Here is a 15,855-nt window from a genome sequence, read left to right as displayed (position 1 = left end):
AACCGGCCTGCTGCCGCTACGGGCACCGGCGTTAAAGTGGAGGCACTACCTCATCACGGGAGCCCGGCGCACCGGGCTGAGAGGCGGGCTGTGGCGGCCCGCGACCGTCCGAACCTGATCCGGGTCATGCCGGCGAAGGGAGAAGAAGTGCTGTGGCACCTACCGACGTGCTGGTGATCGGCGGCGGCATCATCGGCCTCGGCGTCGCCTGGCGCACCGCGCAGCGCGGACTGAGCGTCGCGGTGGTGGACCCGTCGCCGGGCGGCGGCGCGGCGCAGGTCGCCGCCGGGATGCTCGCGCCGGTCACCGAACTCCAGTACGGCGAGGAGCCGTTGCTGCGCCTGGGCATGGCGTCGAACGAGCGCTACGGCGCGTTCGCGGCCGAGCTGACCGAACTGACCGGCCTGGACACCGGCTACCGCCGCACCGGGACGCTGGCCGTCGCGCTGGACTCCGACGACCGCGAGGAGCTGCGCGAACTGCACGCCTTCCACGGCCGGTTGGGCCTGGAGTCGCAGTGGCTGACCGGCCGGGAGTGCCGGCGGCTGGAGCCGATGCTGGCCCCGGGCGTACGCGGCGGCCTGCACGTCGCCGAGGACCACCAGGTGGACGGCCGCCGCCTCGCCGCCGCGCTGGTCGCGGCCTGCAAGCTGCTGGGCGTCGCCTTCCACCGCACCCAGGCCGCCGAACTGCTGGTCGACCGCGACGGGGCCGACGGCGACCGGGCCATCGGCGTGCGGCTGTTGACGGGCGAGCAACTGACCGCCGGGCGGACGGTCCTGGCGGCCGGCGCCCGCAGCCACCTGCTGCCGGGCCTGCCGGACGGGGTGCTGCCGGCGATCCGCCCGGTGAAGGGCCAGGTGGTGCGGCTGCGGATCCCGAAGCTGTACGCGCCGTTCCTGTCCCGCAACGTGCGCGCCGTGGTGCGCGGGCAGCACCTGTACCTGGTGCCGCGCGCCGACGGCGAGTTGGTGATCGGCGCGACCACCGAGGAGATGGGCCACGACACCACCGTCACCGCGGGCGGCGTGTACGAGCTGCTCCGGGACGCGCACGAACTCGTGCCCGGCATCACCGAGTTGCCGCTGGTGGAGACCAACGCGGGGCTGCGGCCGGGCTCGCCCGACAACGCGCCGCTGCTCGGCCCGACCGCGTTGCGCGGCCTGGCCGCCGCCACCGGGCACTACCGCAACGGCGTGCTGCTCACCCCGGTCACCGCCGACCTGCTCGCCGACTACCTGGCCACCGGCGAACTCTCCCCGCTGGCGGCCGACTTCACCCCCGACCGCTTCCGCACCGAGGTGCCCGCATGAACACCGTCGCCCTGACCGTCAACGGCGAACCCCGCACACTGCCCGAAGCCACCACCCTGGACGCGGTGGTCGCCGAGGTGTCCGCCGCCAACACCGGCGTCGCCGCCGCCGTCAACGAGGTCGTGGTGCCGCGCAGTTCGTGGCCGACCACGGCGCTGCTGGCGGGCGACCGGGTGGAGATCCTCACCGCCGTGCAGGGAGGCTGAGATGGCCGACGACCTGCTGACCATCGGCGACACCGCCTTCGCCTCCCGCCTGATCATGGGCACCGGCGGCGCGCCCAGCCTGGACGTGCTGGAGCAGGCGCTGCGGGTCTCCGGCACCGAACTGACCACGGTGGCGATGCGCCGGGTCAACACCGCCACCCAGGGCTCGGTGCTGGAGGTGCTGGCCCGCAACGGCATCCGGATCCTCCCGAACACGGCCGGCTGCTACACCGCCGGCGAGGCCGTGCTCACCGCCCGCCTCGCCCGCGAGGCGCTCGGCACCGACTGGGTGAAGCTGGAGGTGATCGCCGACGAGCGCACCCTGCTGCCCGACCCGATCGAACTCCTGGACGCCGCCGAGACCTTGGTCGACGACGGCTTCACCGTGCTGCCGTACACCAACGACGACCCGGTGCTGGCCCGCAAGCTGGAGGACGTCGGCTGCGCGGCGATCATGCCGCTGGGCTCGCCGATCGGCTCCGGCCTGGGCATCCGCAACCCGCACAACTTCCAGCTGATCGTGGAGTCCGCGAACGTCCCGGTGGTGCTCGACGCGGGTGCGGGCACCGCCAGCGACGTCGCCCTGGCGATGGAACTCGGCTGCTCCGCCGTGATGCTGGCGTCCGCCGTGACCCGCGCCCAGGATCCGGTGCTGATGGCCGACGCGATGCGCCGCGCCGTCGAGGCCGGCCGCCTCGCCCACCGGGCCGGCCGGATCCCGCGCCGCTACTACGCCGAGGCCTCCTCCCCCACCGCCGGCCTGGCCGACACCCGGGAGCGCCCGGCGTTCTGACGGCGCGCCCGAACCGCCGGGCGCCCCGGCGCGTCCTCGGGTCGAGGGGGTGCGCATGGCACAGGCACGACGGAACCGGGCCGAACCTGGTGGGCGCGGTGGTGTTCGGCGCGGCGGCGGCGCTGCTGACCGGCGCGCTGCTGTGGCTGATCTGGCAGTTCACCCACCTCGCCCCGGGCCTGGAGACGGCCGGACGCGACGCCCCGCGCAACGACGCGGTGCGGCTCTCCGGGCTGCTGCTGCTCCCGGTGCTGGTCTGCGCCGCCGTCGGCGCGGTCGGCGCCGGGCGCGACGCGGGCCGCCTGCGGCGGCTGGGCCGGGCCGGCCTGGGCGCGCTGATCGGCCACCTGCTGCTCGTCGGCGCGCTGCTCGCCCCGATCGCCGTGTCGGCGCTCCGGTCGTGATGACCGATTCGGGCGACTCGGCCCCTAGACTCCTCGGGTGGACATGACCATAGGTGACCCTCTGCTCGGCGTGCTGCTCGACGGGCGCTACCGGGTCGAGCAGCGGATCGCCGTCGGCGGCATGTCGACCGTCTACCGCGGCACCGACACCCGTCTCGACCGCGCCGTCGCACTGAAGGTGATGCACCCTTCGCTGGCGGGCGACGCCGACTTCACGGCGCGGTTCATCCGCGAGGCGAAGGCCGTGGCCCGGCTCGCGCACCCCAACGTGGTCAACGTGCTGGACCAGGGCGCGGATCCGCGCGCGGTGTTCATGGCGATGGAGTACGTCCCCGGCCGCACCTTGCGCGACCTGCTGCGCGACCGCGGCGCGCTCTCGGTGCGGGCGGCGCTGGACGTCCTGGAGCCGGTGCTGGCGGCGCTCGGCGCGGCGCACCGGGCCGGGCTGGTGCACCGGGACGTGAAGCCGGAGAACGTGCTGATCACCGACAACGGGCTGGTGAAGGTCGCGGACTTCGGCCTGGTCCGGATCATGGGCGCCGCCGATTCGAGCACCACCGCCGCCACCGAGGCGGGCCAACTGCTCGGCACCGTCTCGTACCTGGCACCGGAGCAGATCAGCCAGAACGCGCCCACCGACCAGCGGGTCGACGTCTACGCGGCGGGCATCCTGCTGTACGAGATGCTGACCGGCGCGAAGCCGCACACCGGCGAGAACGCCGCCCAGGTGATGTACCGCCACCTGCACGAGGACGTCCCCGCGCCGTCCCGCACCGCCCCCGCGGTGGGCCGGGAGCTGGACGCGCTGGTCGCCGCCGCCACCGCCCGCGACCCGCAGGCCCGGCCGTGGGACGCGGTGGAACTGCTGGCGGCGGTGCAGCGGGTGCGCCGCACGCTGCCGGCCGCGCAGTTGGACGCGGAGCCGCCGGCGTCCGGTCGGCCCACCCCGCAGTTCGGCCCGGGCGAGGCCACCGCGGTGATCAGCGCCCCGCCGGGCCTGGAGCGCACCAGCGTGCTGGACGTCCCGCCGGAGTTGCTGCCGCCCGTCCGCCCGGTGGACGAGGACCTTCCGCCGCGCCGCCGCCGCGCCGCGCGCCGGCGCAGCCGCACCCCGCTGATCTGGTCGGCGGTGGTGCTGGTGGTGCTGCTGCTGGTCGGCGGCGTGACGTACACGCTGTCCAGCGCGGTGTACGCGACGGTGCCGAGCGTGCTGGGGCAGAGCCGGCAGCAGGCCGTCACGGTGCTGGACAAGCAGGGCCTGCACGGCGCGTTCAGCGAGCAGTTCAGCGAGTCGGTGCAGGCCGGGCAGGTGATCTCCACCGATCCGGGCGTGGGCACCAAGGTCCGCAAGAGCGACGCGGTGAAGGTGGTGGTCTCGCGCGGCCCGGAGCGGGTGCCGGTGCCGCAGGTGACGATCCGTCCGCTGGCGGAGGCGTCGAAGGCGCTGACCGACGCCCGGCTGACGGCGGGCACCACCACCGAGCAGTTCAGCGACTCGGTGCCGAAGGGCGCGGTGATCTCCACCGACCCGGCGGCCGGGACGGCGCTGGCCCCGAACTCGCCGGTGGCGCTGACCGTTTCCAAGGGCATGCGCCCGGTGCCGGACGTCTCCGGGATGTCCCGGGACGACGCGGCGAAGGCCCTGCAGGACGCCGGTTTCACCCCGCAGATCGCCGGCCTGCTGCCGTTCGGCAAGGTGACCGAGCAGTCCCCGGCCGCAGGAACGCCGCGCCCGCAGGGGTCGACGGTGACGATCACCATCAGCCTGTTCTGACGGCTCAGCGCAGCGGGCCGTCGCCGTCCTGCTCCTGGTAGGAGTAGCGCTGCTGCTGCCAGGGGTCGGCCCGGTTGTGGTAGCCGCGTTCCTCCCAGAAGCCGCGCCGGTCGGCCCGCATGTACTCGACGGCGCGGACCCACTTGGGGCCCTTCCAGGCGTACAGGTGCGGCACCACCAGGCGGACCGGGAAGCCGTGTTCGGCGGTGAGCGGCTGCCCGTCGTGGTGGGTGGCGAAGACGGTCGCCGGGTCGGCGAAGTCGGCCAGCCGCAGGTTGGCGCTGTAGCCGTACTCGGCCCACACCATGACGTGGGTGACGGTCGGGTCGGGCGGGACCAGGTCGAGCACCGTCCGGGCGGCGACGCCGCACCACTCGTTGTCGAGCATGGAGAACTTGGTGACGCAGTGGAAGTCGCCGCGGACGGTCACCTTGGGCAGGGCGTGGAAGGCGGCGAAGTCCCAGCTGGTCTTCTCCGCGTCGGCGGTCGCCCCGAACACCTGGAAGTCCCAGCTGTGCGGCTTGAACCGGGGCACCGGCCCGTAGTGCAGAACCGGCCAGCCGCGCTGTCGGCGCTGGCCCGGCGGGAGCCTCGGGTCAGAGGGCGGCGGCGGTTCCGATTGGTGCTGACCCATGGCTCCATGGTGACAGACGACGTTCGCCGAACCGCGTCCGGCCCCTTCGGCAACGCATTCCGACGGAGGGGGGCAACACGACGGAAATGCGCCCGGCCATTCGGGCCAGATACCCGCTAACGGCCCAATCCGCGCGACATCTGCGCAGGTCAGCGAATTCCCAGGCGGAACGAAACGCCGATCCGGGGCCGCCCGGTAAGCGTGAACTTACTGGAAGTGACCTCGACCGGCTGCCACGATGCGGGCAACCGGGCAGCGACCGGAACGAAGAGTCAGGAAGGCAGGCCATGCAGGGCGATCCCGAGGTCATCGAGTTCCTCAACGAGCAGCTGACCGCCGAGCTCACCGCGATCAACCAGTACTTCCTGCACGCGAAAATGCAGGAGAACAACGGCTGGACGAAGCTCGCCAAATACACCCGGCACGAGTCATTCGACGAGATGAAGCACGCCGAGACGCTGACCGACCGGATCCTGTTCCTGGAGGGGCTGCCGAACTACCAGCGGCTGTTCCACGTCCGGATCGGGCAGACCGTCACGGAGATGTTCCAGGCCGACCGGCAGGTCGAGGTGGAGGCGATCGACCGCCTCAAGCGCGGGATCGTGGTGATGCGCGCCAAGAACGACGTCACCTCGGCGAACATCTTCGAGGACATCCTGGCCGACGAGGAACAGCACATCGACTACCTGGACACCCAACTGGAACTGATCGACAAGCTCGGCGAGGCGCTCTACATCGCGCAGCTGATCGAGCAGCCCGACAGCTAGACGAGTAGTTCCGAAGTCGGTCAGTGGTCGTAGGCGATGAGTGAGCGGGTGACGGGTTGGCCGGTGGTGCGGTTGTGCCAGATCGCGCAGGTCATCGCCAGGAGTCGCTGGCCGACCCGGGCGCCGACGCCTTCGATGGTGCGCCCGCCGTGCTGTTCGAGGCCGAGTTGGCCTTTGAGGGTGTCGTTGACGGACTCGATCAGTTGGCGGACCGACTTGAGCAGGTGTTCGCCGGGGCGTGGGGTGCTGGTGCGGTAGGACGGTCGCAGCAGTTGGGCGCCGTGCTGGTCGAGGAAGCGGTCGAGTTCGGCGGAGACGTAGCCCTTGTCGGCGAGGATCAGCAGGCCGGGCCGTTCGCGGACGAGGTCGGGTTCGGTCTCGATCAACGCGGCCAGCACCTCGCGTTCGTCGACTTTCGGGCCGGCCAGGGCCCAGGTGACGGGCAGTCCGGCCGGGGTGCACACGAGGTGGAGTTTCAGGCCCCAGAACCAGCGGGAGTGGGATCGGCTGTAGCCGTAGCCGGCCCATCCGGCCAGTGCCGAGCGTCGGACGGTGTCGCGGGAGCGTCCGCATTCGACCGGGGTGGAGTCGGTGATCCACACCGGGTCGGCCCACAGGTCGGTGGCCTTCGCGAGGTCGCGGACGGCCTGCTGGAGCAGGGGCCGGGCGGCACGCAGGCGCTTGTTGTAGGCCGGGCGCTGGGGCAGGTTCGGGAACATGCCGCGCAGGTGGGCGTGGGCGAAGCGGATCCAGCGGGCCTCGGAGTGGTGGCCGAGCAGCACTTGGGCCACGGCCAGGCAGACGAGCTCGGAGTCCGTCAGCCGCGGAGGGCGGCCCAACCACCGTGTTCGGGGCAGGTGATCGTCGATTTGCACGTAGAGTGCGGTCAGGAGGGTGTCCAGCTCTTCGGTCGTCACAACCCGAATGTTGGACACCCTTCCTGCATGCCCGGAGCAGAACCGGCAAACCCAACCGACTTCGGAACTACTCGTCTAGGCCCGGCCGATCCTGCCGGAGGGCCCGCTAGGCCGCCTGCGGGGCGGCCTGCTCGGCCAGGCCGATCCGCTTGGCCAGCCGGGCGGTGGGGCACGGGCGGGCGCCGCTCTCGCCGAGCAGCGCCTGGATGCGCCGCACGCAGGAGCCGCAGTCGGTGCCGGCCTTGCAGCCGCGGGCTATCTGGCGCGGAGTGGTGGCGCCCCCGTCGATCTCCTGCTTGACCCGGGCCTCGGTGACCGCGTGGCACATGCACACGTACATGTGCGGCCCCTTCCAGCTCGGCGCTTGTTTACTGAGCCTTACCTTACCTGGTGCTCCGGGTACGAAGAAGGCCCCTCGGTCCTCGGATCACCGAAAACGGAGGGGCCTTCGTCACACCGGCCGGGGCCGGTCACGCGCTGCTACTGGCCGCGGTACATCTCGGCCACCAGGAACGCCAGGTCCAGCGACTGGCTGCGGTTGAGCCGCGGGTCGCAGGCGGTCTCGTAGCGCTGGTGCAGGTCGTCGACCAGCACCTCGTCGCCGCCGCCGACGCACTCGGTGACGTCGTCGCCGGTCAGCTCCACGTGGATGCCGCCCGGGTGGGTGCCCAGCGCGCGGTGGACCTCGAAGAAGCCCTTGACCTCGTCGAGCACGTCGTCGAACTTGCGGGTCTTGTGGCCGCTGGACGCCTCGTAGGTGTTGCCGTGCATCGGGTCGCTGATCCACACCACCTGGGCGCCGGACGCGGTGACCTTCTCCACCAGGGTGGGCAGGTGGTCGCGGATCTTGCCCGCGCCCATCCGGGTGATGAAGGTGAGGCGGCCGGGCTCGCGGTCCGGGTCCAGCCGGTCGATCAGGGTGAGCGCCTCGTCGACCGAGGTGGTCGGGCCGAGCTTCACGCCGATCGGGTTGCGGATCTTCGACGCGAACTCGATGTGCGCGTGGTCGAGCTGGCGGGTGCGCTCGCCGATCCACACCATGTGGCCGGACACGTCGTACAGGTCGCCGGTGCGCGAGTCGGTGCGGGTCAGCGCCGTCTCGTAGTCCAGGATCAGCGCCTCGTGCGAGGAGAAGAACTCGACCGTCTTGAACTCCTCCGGGGCCACCCCGCAGGCGTTCATGAAGGCCAGCGCCTGGTCGATCTCCCGGGCCAGCTGCTCGTAGCGCTGACCGGCCGGGGAGTTGCGCACGAAGTCCTGGTTCCAGGCGTGCACCTGGCGCAGGTCGGCGTAACCGCCGGTGGTGAAGGCGCGCACCAGGTTCAGGGTCGAGGCGGAGGCGTTGTACATCCGCTTCAGGCGCTCCGGGTCCGGAATCCGGGACTCGGGGGTGAACTCGAAGCCGTTCACCGAGTCGCCGCGGTACACCGGCAGCGTCACGCCGTCGCGGGTCTCGGTGTTCTTCGAGCGCGGCTTGGAGTACTGGCCGGCGATCCGGCCGACCTTCACCACCGGCACGGAGGCGGCGTAGGTGAGCACCGCCGCCATCTGGAGCAGGGTCTTCAGCTTGTTGCGGATGTGGTCGGCCGACACGCCGTCGAAGGCCTCGGCGCAGTCACCGCCCTGCAGCAGGAACGCCTCACCACGCGCGACGGCGCCGAGCCGGGCGCGCAGCTGGTCGCACTCGCCGGCGAAGACGAGCGGCGGATAGGAGGCGAGCTCCGCAAGGGTCTTGCGCAGAGCCTCTTGGTCCGGCCATTCAGGCTGCTGCGCCGCGGGCAGGGACTGCCAGGAGTGGTTAGTCACGGTCACAAGGGCAAGGCTACGGGGTCGTCGGAGCAGGACGGGGACGCCGCCCGGTGGGTGAGACAGCTCGTGGACATCCTCCCGGGCGGGCGAACAGTGGGCTATCGTCTGCTCCGTGACCGCGACCTACACCTGCTCCTGGTGGTGGGCCTGCCCGTTGGGCGGCCCACGGATCGCGCGTCCCTAGCGACGAACGACGGCCGCCCTTCGGGGCGGCCGTCGGCGTCTGTGTCCAGCGTCACGACCGTTCCGGAGGGCGGCGGCAGAGCCCGCAGCCCACTCCCGGAAGGACCCCCGCAGTCGTGACCACCACCGCAGCCGACCTGCTCGCCCGGCTCACCGCGCCCGGCGCCCCCGCCTTCGCCCTGCTGCACCGCCGCGCGCCGCGGCTCGCGCCGGACACCGTCGAGCTGCTGCTCGGCACCGTCTCCGAGCACGACACGCTGGCCGAACTGCCGGTGCGCCACGGCGTGCCCGCCGACGGCCCCCGGCACGACCTGCTCGCCCTGGTCCCCTATGCCCAGCTGCGCGAACGCGGCTTCGCCGCCCGCCAGGACGGCACCCCGCTGCGCGCCCTGGCCGTCGAGGAGCAGCACGCGCTGCCGCTGGCCGAGCTGCTGGCCGCGCTGCCGAACGCGCCGGTCGAGCTCCTCGGCGGCGGGTTCGACATCGCGGACGAGGAGTACGCCGGGATCGTCCGACGGGTGATCGAGGACGAGATCGGGCGCGGCGAGGGCGCCAACTTCGTCATCCGGCGCGACTTCCGGGCCGAACTGGACGGCTTCTCCACCGCCACCGCGCTGACCCTGTTCCGGCGGCTGCTGGAGCAGGAGCGCGGCGCGTACTGGACGTTCCTGGTGCACACCGGCGACCGGGTGCTGGTCGGCGCGTCCCCCGAGGTCCACGTCCGACAGTCCGGCGGCACCGTGGTGATGAACCCGATCTCCGGCACCTACCGCTATCCGCCGACCGGCCCCACCGCCGAGTCCCTCCTCGAATTCCTGCGCGACCCCAAGGAGTTGGAGGAGCTCACCATGGTGGTCGACGAGGAACTGAAGATGATGTGCGCGGTCGGCGACCTCGGCGGGCAGGTGCTCGGGCCGCGACTGAAGGAGATGTCGCACCTCGCGCACACCGAGTACGAGCTGCGCGGCCGCACCTCGCTGGACGTCCGGGAGGTGCTGCGGGAGACCATGTTCGCCGCCACCGTCACCGGCAGCCCCGTGCAGAACGCCACCCGGGTCATCGACCGGTACGAGCGCGGCGGACGCGGCTACTACTCGGGCGCGCTGGCGCTGATCGGCCGCTCCGCCAGCGGCGGCCAGCAGCTGGACTCGCCGATCTGCATCCGGGCCGCCGACATCGACCCCGCCGACGGCTCGTTGGTGGTCCGGGTCGGCGCCACCCTGGTCCGGCACTCCGACCCGTACTCGGAGGTCGCCGAGACGCACGCCAAGGCCGCCGGCGTGCTCTCCGCGATCGGCGCCCGCCCGGCCCGGCCCGCCAGGGCCGCCGCCGCCCGGCCGCGGCTCGCCGAGGACCACCGGGTGCAGGCCGCACTGGGCTCCCGCCGCGCCGGACTCGCCCCGTTCTGGCTGCGGATGCAGCAGCCGGCCGAGCCCCGGCCGGACGCGCACGCCCTGGTGGTGGACGGCGAGGACACCTTCACCGCGATGCTCGCCCACCTGCTGCGCTCGCTCGGGCACACCGTCACCGTGCTGCGCCACGACACGCCCGGGCTGCGCGAGCGGGCCGCCGCCCACCGCGGCCCGCTGGTGCTCGGCCCCGGCCCCGGCGACCCCGCCGACCCGGCCGACCCGAAGATGGCGCTGCTGCGCCCGATCGTCGCCGACGCCCTCGCCGCCGCCCGGGACGGCTCCCGCACCGCACCGCTGCTGGCCGTCTGCCTCAGCCACCAGCTGCTGTCCGCGCAGCTCGGCCTGCCGCTGGCCCGCAAGGCCGTGCCGTACCAGGGCGCGCAGGAGGCCGTCGACCTGTTCGGCGTCCGCCGCACCGTCGGCTTCTACAACACCTTCACCGCGCGCTGCGACGACCCCGCGGCGCAGCGGCTGGCCGCCGACGGCATCGAAGTGGCCCGCGACCCGCGCACCGGCGACGTGCACGCACTGCGCGGGCCGGGCTTCGCAGGGCTCCAGTTCCACCCCGAGTCGGTGCTGACCAGGGACGGCGTGGAGATCGTCGCGGAGCTGCTGCGCGGCGTCCCGGCAGTGCGCCGCTGACCCGTCCGTCACACGCGTCAACATCCCCTGAAATGCGTAGTGCAGACGCCGAGTTGACTGATATTCATATCCTGCTTCGCGAGCGGGCATGGAGGGGGACATGGCGCATTCAGCAGAACACGACACAGTGGAGATCGTCCTCGACGACGGGACCGTCCTGCACGCGGCCGTCCGCGCGGGCGACCGGCCGACGGCCGGGGACGCGGGGGCGGTGTCCAGGGCGGTGACGCACAGCCTGGGCGACGTCCGGCGGACGGTCCGCGCGGTGGGCCGGTGGGCCCGGGAGACCGCACGGCAGGCCGGCGACCCGGACTCCTTCGAGGTGGAGTTCGGGCTCACCCTGGGCGTGAAATCAGGCCAGTTGATCAGCGTACTGGCGGAGGCGTCCGGCGAGGCCAGCCTGGTGGTACGCCTCGGCTGGTCGCGCCCGGACGATCGCCCCGCCGAGTGACGGCGCACGGCGCGCCGGCCGCCGCGCTCTGGCTGGCCGGGCCGGACGGGGAGTTCCTCGGCAGCGGCTTCCACCTCGGCTCGGGCCGAGTGATCAGCTGCGCCCACGTGGTGGCCGGGCACTCCGTGCTCACGGCCCGCCACGCGGGCGCCGCGCACCCGGCCCGGGTGGTGCTGCTGGCCCCGCCCGAGCGCCCGCCCGGTGCGGCCGCCCACCCGCCGCCGGACCTGGCGGTGCTGGACGTCCCGGGCCTGGCGGGCGCACCGGCCGTCCCGGTCGCCGACCGGGACATCGCGAACGGCGCGGCCGCGCTGGCGCACGGCTTCGCGGTGAACGAGGTGACCGGCGAGGTCGGCCCGGAGTCCGCCCAGCTGACCGTGGCGGGCCCCTCCGGGCTCGGCCTGCGGGTCCAACTCGGCTGGATCCCCTTCGGGTTGAGCGGCAGCATGGTGATCGACGGCAACGGCCTGCTGGTCGGCATGGTGAAGGCCACCGCGCACAGCTCCGAAACCAGGGGCGGCTGGATCACCCCGGTCTCCGCGCTGCTGCCCGTGCTCGGCGACCGCCCGCCCGCCCCGGAACCGAAGGTCACCGCCCAGGTCTGCGCCCGGCTGCTCGCCGAGGTGGCGCTGCTCCAGGACCCGGCGGCGCGGCTGCAATTGATCCAGTCGATGAACGCGCAACTCGGTCCCGACGAAGGGATCAAGGTGCCCTACCACGGGCATGCATTCCTCCACCTGAGCAGCATCGCCGCCGCCTGCCTCCACCACCGCAACCCGACCGCCGCCCTGCACGCCCTGATGAACAGCGCGTTCGCCATGTCCGGCGGGGACCAGGCGCTCGACAGACTCGGAAGACTCCTGCACATCGACCCGGAGGGGTGAGACGTGGACCGCTGCACCAGGGAGACCCGGCACATGCTGCAGCGCATCCTGTCGGGTTGGCACGGACTGGCCAAGGATCTGCACCGCCTGGAGGAGCACCTCGCCGAACACACCGACTACGTGGTCCAGGTGGACCACACCGGCCTCCCGCAGTCGGTCCACCGGATCGCCAAGTACCTGGCGGAGGAGCACCCCCAGCCCGCCGTCGCGATCGGCCACCTGCACGACTGGCTGAAGGACATCGGGGGCGCCCAACTCCGCTGCGACTGGGTGGCGTTGCTCGCCGGGGCGCAGGAAGCCCGGGGATTGACCGTGAGTCAGCGCGCCGACTTCGTGGTGATCGCCGAGGTGCTCTGCTTCCCGCCGCAGCCGGCGCAGCGCACCACCGAGTCGGATCGCTGCATCCTGGCCTCGCAGGCCCTGACCAGTGGCAGCACCAACCTCCTGCTGGTCCAACTCGATCAGGCCGAGCCCGAGTTGGCCCAGCTGGCCCGGAGGGAAGTGGAGCGTTCGCGCTCCCCTCTCACCTACGGGCGTTCGCCCCGGCGTTGGACAGTGCTCGCGGTCGCGGTCGCGCTGCTGGCCACCGCCGGCGTGGTGACGGCGGTGATGCTGCCGCCGGACGGGCCGCCGCCGCTGCCCGGCCGGGAGGTGGCGTGGTTTCCAAGCACGTTGGAGCCGGGCGACGGGTCCTACGCCACCGTGAACGTCCCCCCGGAGGCGCACCGACTGGTGGCGCACATCCAGCTGACGGACGAGCAACCCGACCTCGGAAGCTGCCCCAACATACACATCACCCTCGCCGCCGAGCCGGGCGGAGCCACCGACTGGCAGACCCCGGACCAGCCGCTGTCCGTCGCCGTCCCGCCCGGCCACACCGGGCTGCGCATCACCCTGCGGCTCAATGCCTCTGACAACTGCAAGCGACGCATCGACACCCAGCGCGTCGAGTTCGAGCGATAGGAGGCTCCCGTGCACACACCGCGCCCCGCCCGCCTGACGGCCTGTCTGCTCCTCCTGGCCACCGCCGCGTTCGGCTGCTCCGACGACAGCAAGCCGGACCCGTTCGACAGCGACCCGATCAAGATCGGCTTCAAGGACGGCCGCCCGGGCATGTCCGTCCTCACCGGCAAGGGCACCTACGTCGGCTTCGAGCCGCACGTGGCGCAGAAGGTGGTGCAGGGGCTGCTGCACCGCGACTTCACCTCGCTGCCGGTGACCACGGCCGACTGGCAGGAAGCCCTCCTCGACGGCAAGACCAACCACAACAAGGTCGACCTGGTGATCGCCGACATCTCCGAACGGGACGACCTCAAGAAGGACTTCGACCTGGCCGGCCCCTACCTGCAGACCCCGCTCGGCGTCCTGTTGAAGGCCTCCGACACCCGGGAGATCAACAAGGCGGAGGACCTCCGGCCGCTCGCCGTCTGCGCGCAGGAGAAGACCACCGCCTACAGCACCCTGGTGAACAACGGCGGCCGGCCCCCCGTCACCGCCACCGACCTCACCGGGTGCATGGATCGGCTCAACGACGGCACCGCCGAGGCCGTGCTCGCCGACTACGTGGTGCTCCAGGGCATCGCGATCAACTCCGGAACCGGCACCGCCCACGCGTACCGGGTCCCCCGGAACGCCCGGATCGGCAGGCCGCAGTACCTGATGATGATGCTCCCCAAGGGGCATCAGAAGGCCTGCGAACTGCTCCGCCAGGCGATCGCCGACTACCTCAAGGACACCGACTGGACCACCACGTTGAAGGAGGACCTCGGGCTCGACGACTTCACCAACAAGGAGATCAACGACATCTTCCAGCCCGTCACCACCTCGGTGGACGACCGCTGCTCCGCCTAGCCCAGCTCCTCGTCCAGCCCCTGCTCGATCGCGTACCGCACCAGCTCGACCCGGTTGTGAAGCTGGAGCTTGCCGAGGGTGTTCTGCACGTGGTTCTGCACGGTGCGGTGGGAGAGCACCAGCCGGTCGGCGATCTGACGGTACGACAGGCCCTTGGCGACCAGCCGCAGCACCTCCGTCTCCCGGGGGGTCAGCTGCGGCGCGGCCGACTCCGCGGGGGTGCCGGGCTCGGTGGCCAGGCGGCGGAACTCGCCGAGCACCAGCCCGGCCAGGCCGGGGGTGAAGACCGGGTCGCCGAGGGCGGTGCGGCGCACCGCGTCGATCAGCTCCTCGCGGCCCGCCGACTTCACCAGGTAGCCGGTGGCGCCGGACTTCACCGCCTCCAGCACGTCGGCGTGCTCGCCGCTCGCGGACAGCACCAGCACCCGCACCGCCGGATCGGCGGCCACCACCTGGCGACACACCTCGACGCCGGGCAGCGCGGGCAGGTTGAGGTCCAGCACCACCACCTGCGGGGCGCTCGCCCGGGCCCGGCGCACCGCCTCCTCGCCGTCCCCGGCGGTGGCGACCACCGCGAACCCGGCCTCCGCCAGGTCCCGGGCCACCCCGTCGCGCCACATCGGGTGGTCGTCCACCACCATCACCCGCACCGGCTGATCAGTCATCGCCACCCCTCCGCGGCCACCGCAGTTCCACTTCGACGCCCTCGCCGGGCACCGAGTACAGCTCGGCGCTGCCGCCGAGGTCCAGCATCCGGCCGCGAATCGACTGCGACACGCCCAGCCGGCCGTCGCGCTGCGCCTGTGCCAGCCGCCCGGCAGGGAAGCCGGGGCCGTCGTCGCGGACCGAGACGGTGACGGCCTGCGGCTCGTCCTCCAGCAGGATCCAGGCCCGGGCGCCCTCCCCGGCGTGCACCCGGACGTTGTCCAGCGCCGCAGCGACCGCGGCGGCCAGCTCGGCGGCCACCGGCGCGGGCAGCAGCACCGGCGTGGCGGGCGCGGCGACGGTGATCCGCTCATTCGCGTGCCGGGAGACCAGCGGCCGCAGGTCCGCCTCGCCTTCGCCCGGCTCCGGCAGCTGGGCGCCCGTCATCAGCGCGCGCAGCGCCCGTTCCTGCTCCCCCGCCAGTCGGCCCAGCTCGGCGGCGTCGCCCTGCTGACGGTGCACCAGGGCGAGCACCTGCAGCACGCCGTCGTGGATGTCCCGGGACAGCCGTTCGCGTTCCCGGGTGGCGGCCTCCACCTGGAGCGCCCGGGTGAGCACCGCCTCGCTGGCCCGGGCCAGTTCGATGACGTAGCCGATCGCGCAGCCCGCGACCAGCAGCAGCACGATGTTGTGCAGGTTGTCGGGGCTGATCCCGCCGTGGCCGAGGATGTTGGCGGCGCCGATCACCGCCCCGGCGAACGCGGCGGGCCGCCAGCCGCCCTTGCCGGCGAAGCCCAGCACGGTGCCGGCCGCCCAGATGGTGGGCAGCGTCGGCGCGCCGGCGTGGATCCGGGCGGGGGTGTCGATGAAGCCGCTCTGCACGATGCCGAACACCGCGAACGTCAGGTCGGTGCCGAGCACCGCCCAGGTGCACCGCTTCGGGCCGGCGAACGCCCGGGTGCTGGCCAGCGTCCACAGGGTCAGCGCGCCCAGGTAGATCCAGCCGGACACCGGGTGCAGGAACTCCCGGTACGCGCTGAAGAACCGCAGCACCGCGTAGCCGAGCGCCAGCACCCGGAAGTACCCCATGGCGCGCCACAGCGGCAGCTCCACCGACATCCCGCCGGCCATCACGGCCGCGGTCGGCCCGGTCCGGGCCGACCGCGTCAC

17 protein-coding genes and 1 riboswitch are annotated in these 15,855 nt (G+C 72.6%); of the genes, 11 read left to right on the top strand and 6 right to left on the bottom strand.

The window, feature by feature from the left end; all coding sequences use genetic code 11:
• The first annotated feature begins 45 nt into the window (after positions 1–45).
• A riboswitch (TPP riboswitch) is annotated at positions 46–158 on the top strand.
• The 5 genes from thiO to pknB all read left to right on the top strand — a co-directional run bounded on the left by thiO (position 153) and on the right by pknB (position 4,490).
• Positions 153–1,313, top strand: coding sequence for a glycine oxidase ThiO (thiO, locus tag ACI1MP_RS27210; RefSeq protein ID WP_380344106.1), 1,161 nt, complete (start codon positions 153–155; stop codon positions 1,311–1,313). (Overlaps the previous riboswitch by 6 nt.)
• Positions 1,310–1,519: a sulfur carrier protein ThiS gene (gene thiS, locus ACI1MP_RS27205; protein ID WP_404869676.1), complete on the top strand. Its 210-nt coding sequence runs from the start codon at positions 1,310–1,312 to the stop codon at positions 1,517–1,519. Before thiO ends, thiS begins: the two co-directional genes overlap by 4 nt.
• Position 1,520: 1 nt before the next feature.
• Positions 1,521–2,312, top strand: a complete 792-nt coding sequence (locus ACI1MP_RS27200; protein WP_100585985.1) for a thiazole synthase — start codon at positions 1,521–1,523, stop codon at positions 2,310–2,312.
• A gap of 89 nt (positions 2,313–2,401) precedes the next feature.
• The gene (locus tag ACI1MP_RS27195; protein ID WP_404869675.1) at positions 2,402–2,716 is read left to right on the top strand and encodes a hypothetical protein; all 315 of its coding nucleotides are present in this window, start codon (positions 2,402–2,404) and stop codon (positions 2,714–2,716) included.
• Positions 2,717–2,759: 43 nt separating this feature from the next.
• Positions 2,760–4,490 carry a Stk1 family PASTA domain-containing Ser/Thr kinase gene (gene pknB, locus ACI1MP_RS27190; protein ID WP_404870836.1) on the top strand — a complete coding sequence of 577 codons (1,731 nt, stop codon included), beginning with the start codon at positions 2,760–2,762 and terminating at the stop codon, positions 4,488–4,490.
• Between the two features lie 4 nt (positions 4,491–4,494).
• On the opposite strand, the gene ACI1MP_RS27185 is transcribed toward pknB, so the two are convergent.
• Positions 4,495–5,124, bottom strand: a complete 630-nt coding sequence (locus tag ACI1MP_RS27185) for a sulfite oxidase-like oxidoreductase (RefSeq protein WP_100585982.1) — start codon at positions 5,122–5,124, stop codon at positions 4,495–4,497.
• A gap of 287 nt (positions 5,125–5,411) precedes the next feature.
• On the opposite strand from ACI1MP_RS27185, the gene bfr reads away from it, so the two are divergent.
• Positions 5,412–5,891: a bacterioferritin gene (bfr, locus tag ACI1MP_RS27180; protein WP_189270215.1), complete on the top strand. Its 480-nt coding sequence runs from the start codon at positions 5,412–5,414 to the stop codon at positions 5,889–5,891.
• A 20-nt stretch (positions 5,892–5,911) separates the two neighbouring features.
• On the opposite strand, the gene ACI1MP_RS27175 is transcribed toward bfr, so the two are convergent.
• The 3 genes from ACI1MP_RS27175 to ACI1MP_RS27165 all read right to left on the bottom strand — a co-directional run bounded on the left by ACI1MP_RS27175 (position 5,912) and on the right by ACI1MP_RS27165 (position 8,620).
• On the bottom strand, positions 5,912–6,808 hold the full coding sequence (locus ACI1MP_RS27175; protein ID WP_404869674.1) for an IS982 family transposase: 897 nt from the start codon (positions 6,806–6,808) through the stop codon (positions 5,912–5,914).
• Between the two features lie 106 nt (positions 6,809–6,914).
• The gene (locus tag ACI1MP_RS27170; RefSeq protein WP_100585980.1) at positions 6,915–7,148 is read right to left on the bottom strand and encodes a bacterioferritin-associated ferredoxin; all 234 of its coding nucleotides are present in this window, start codon (positions 7,146–7,148) and stop codon (positions 6,915–6,917) included.
• A 140-nt stretch (positions 7,149–7,288) separates the two neighbouring features.
• Positions 7,289–8,620 carry a class II 3-deoxy-7-phosphoheptulonate synthase gene (locus ACI1MP_RS27165; protein WP_043913507.1) on the bottom strand — a complete coding sequence of 444 codons (1,332 nt, stop codon included), beginning with the start codon at positions 8,618–8,620 and terminating at the stop codon, positions 7,289–7,291.
• 296 nt (positions 8,621–8,916) lie between these two features.
• On the opposite strand from ACI1MP_RS27165, the gene ACI1MP_RS27160 reads away from it, so the two are divergent.
• From ACI1MP_RS27160 to ACI1MP_RS27140, 5 genes are all read left to right on the top strand, one after another.
• Complete coding sequence (locus tag ACI1MP_RS27160) at positions 8,917–10,854, top strand: anthranilate synthase family protein (protein ID WP_404869673.1); 1,938 nt, start codon at positions 8,917–8,919, stop codon at positions 10,852–10,854.
• A gap of 100 nt (positions 10,855–10,954) precedes the next feature.
• A complete protein-coding gene (locus tag ACI1MP_RS27155; protein ID WP_380344118.1) occupies positions 10,955–11,305 on the top strand; it encodes a CU044_2847 family protein in 351 nt (116 codons plus the stop codon).
• Positions 11,302–12,189, top strand: coding sequence for an effector-associated domain 2-containing protein (locus ACI1MP_RS27150; RefSeq protein WP_404869672.1), 888 nt, complete (start codon positions 11,302–11,304; stop codon positions 12,187–12,189). The genes ACI1MP_RS27155 and ACI1MP_RS27150 overlap by 4 nt, the downstream gene beginning before the upstream one ends.
• Positions 12,190–12,222: 33 nt before the next feature.
• Positions 12,223–13,152: a hypothetical protein gene (locus ACI1MP_RS27145; protein ID WP_404869671.1), complete on the top strand. Its 930-nt coding sequence runs from the start codon at positions 12,223–12,225 to the stop codon at positions 13,150–13,152.
• 9 nt (positions 13,153–13,161) lie between these two features.
• A complete protein-coding gene (locus ACI1MP_RS27140) occupies positions 13,162–14,040 on the top strand; it encodes a transporter substrate-binding domain-containing protein (RefSeq protein ID WP_404869670.1) in 879 nt (292 codons plus the stop codon).
• Here the strand turns inward: ACI1MP_RS27140 and ACI1MP_RS27135 are convergent.
• The gene (locus ACI1MP_RS27135; RefSeq protein ID WP_100585975.1) at positions 14,037–14,705 is read right to left on the bottom strand and encodes a response regulator transcription factor; all 669 of its coding nucleotides are present in this window, start codon (positions 14,703–14,705) and stop codon (positions 14,037–14,039) included. The two genes, ACI1MP_RS27140 and ACI1MP_RS27135, sit on opposite strands and share 4 nt — an antisense overlap.
• Complete coding sequence (gene macS, locus ACI1MP_RS27130; protein WP_404870835.1) at positions 14,698–15,816, bottom strand: MacS family sensor histidine kinase; 1,119 nt, start codon at positions 15,814–15,816, stop codon at positions 14,698–14,700. The genes ACI1MP_RS27135 and macS overlap by 8 nt, the downstream gene beginning before the upstream one ends.
• Positions 15,817–15,855 lie beyond the last annotated feature (39 nt).

Origin of the sequence: Kitasatospora griseola, from assembly GCF_044999035.1 — a bacterium.
Classification (GTDB): Bacteria; Actinomycetota; Actinomycetes; order Streptomycetales; family Streptomycetaceae; genus Kitasatospora; species Kitasatospora griseola.
This window is presented reverse-complemented; position numbering and strand designations above follow the sequence as displayed.

Excerpts from the sequence above, each read along its gene's own strand:
- thiS (WP_404869676.1), top strand. The coding sequence starts at position 1,310 with ATGAACACCGTCGCCCTGACCGTCAACGGCGAACCCCGCACACTGCCC.
- ACI1MP_RS27200 (WP_100585985.1), top strand. The coding sequence starts at position 1,521 with ATGGCCGACGACCTGCTGACCATCGGCGACACCGCCTTCGCCTCCCGC.
- pknB (WP_404870836.1), top strand. The coding sequence starts at position 2,760 with ATGACCATAGGTGACCCTCTGCTCGGCGTGCTGCTCGACGGGCGCTAC.
- ACI1MP_RS27185 (WP_100585982.1), bottom strand. The coding sequence starts at position 5,124 with ATGGGTCAGCACCAATCGGAACCGCCGCCGCCCTCTGACCCGAGGCTC.
- bfr (WP_189270215.1), top strand. The coding sequence starts at position 5,412 with ATGCAGGGCGATCCCGAGGTCATCGAGTTCCTCAACGAGCAGCTGACC.
- ACI1MP_RS27170 (WP_100585980.1), bottom strand. The coding sequence starts at position 7,148 with ATGTACGTGTGCATGTGCCACGCGGTCACCGAGGCCCGGGTCAAGCAG.
- ACI1MP_RS27155 (WP_380344118.1), top strand. The coding sequence starts at position 10,955 with ATGGCGCATTCAGCAGAACACGACACAGTGGAGATCGTCCTCGACGAC.
- ACI1MP_RS27145 (WP_404869671.1), top strand. The coding sequence starts at position 12,223 with ATGCTGCAGCGCATCCTGTCGGGTTGGCACGGACTGGCCAAGGATCTG.
- ACI1MP_RS27135 (WP_100585975.1), bottom strand. The coding sequence starts at position 14,705 with ATGACTGATCAGCCGGTGCGGGTGATGGTGGTGGACGACCACCCGATG.
- macS (WP_404870835.1), bottom strand. The coding sequence starts at position 15,816 with ATGGCCGGCGGGATGTCGGTGGAGCTGCCGCTGTGGCGCGCCATGGGG.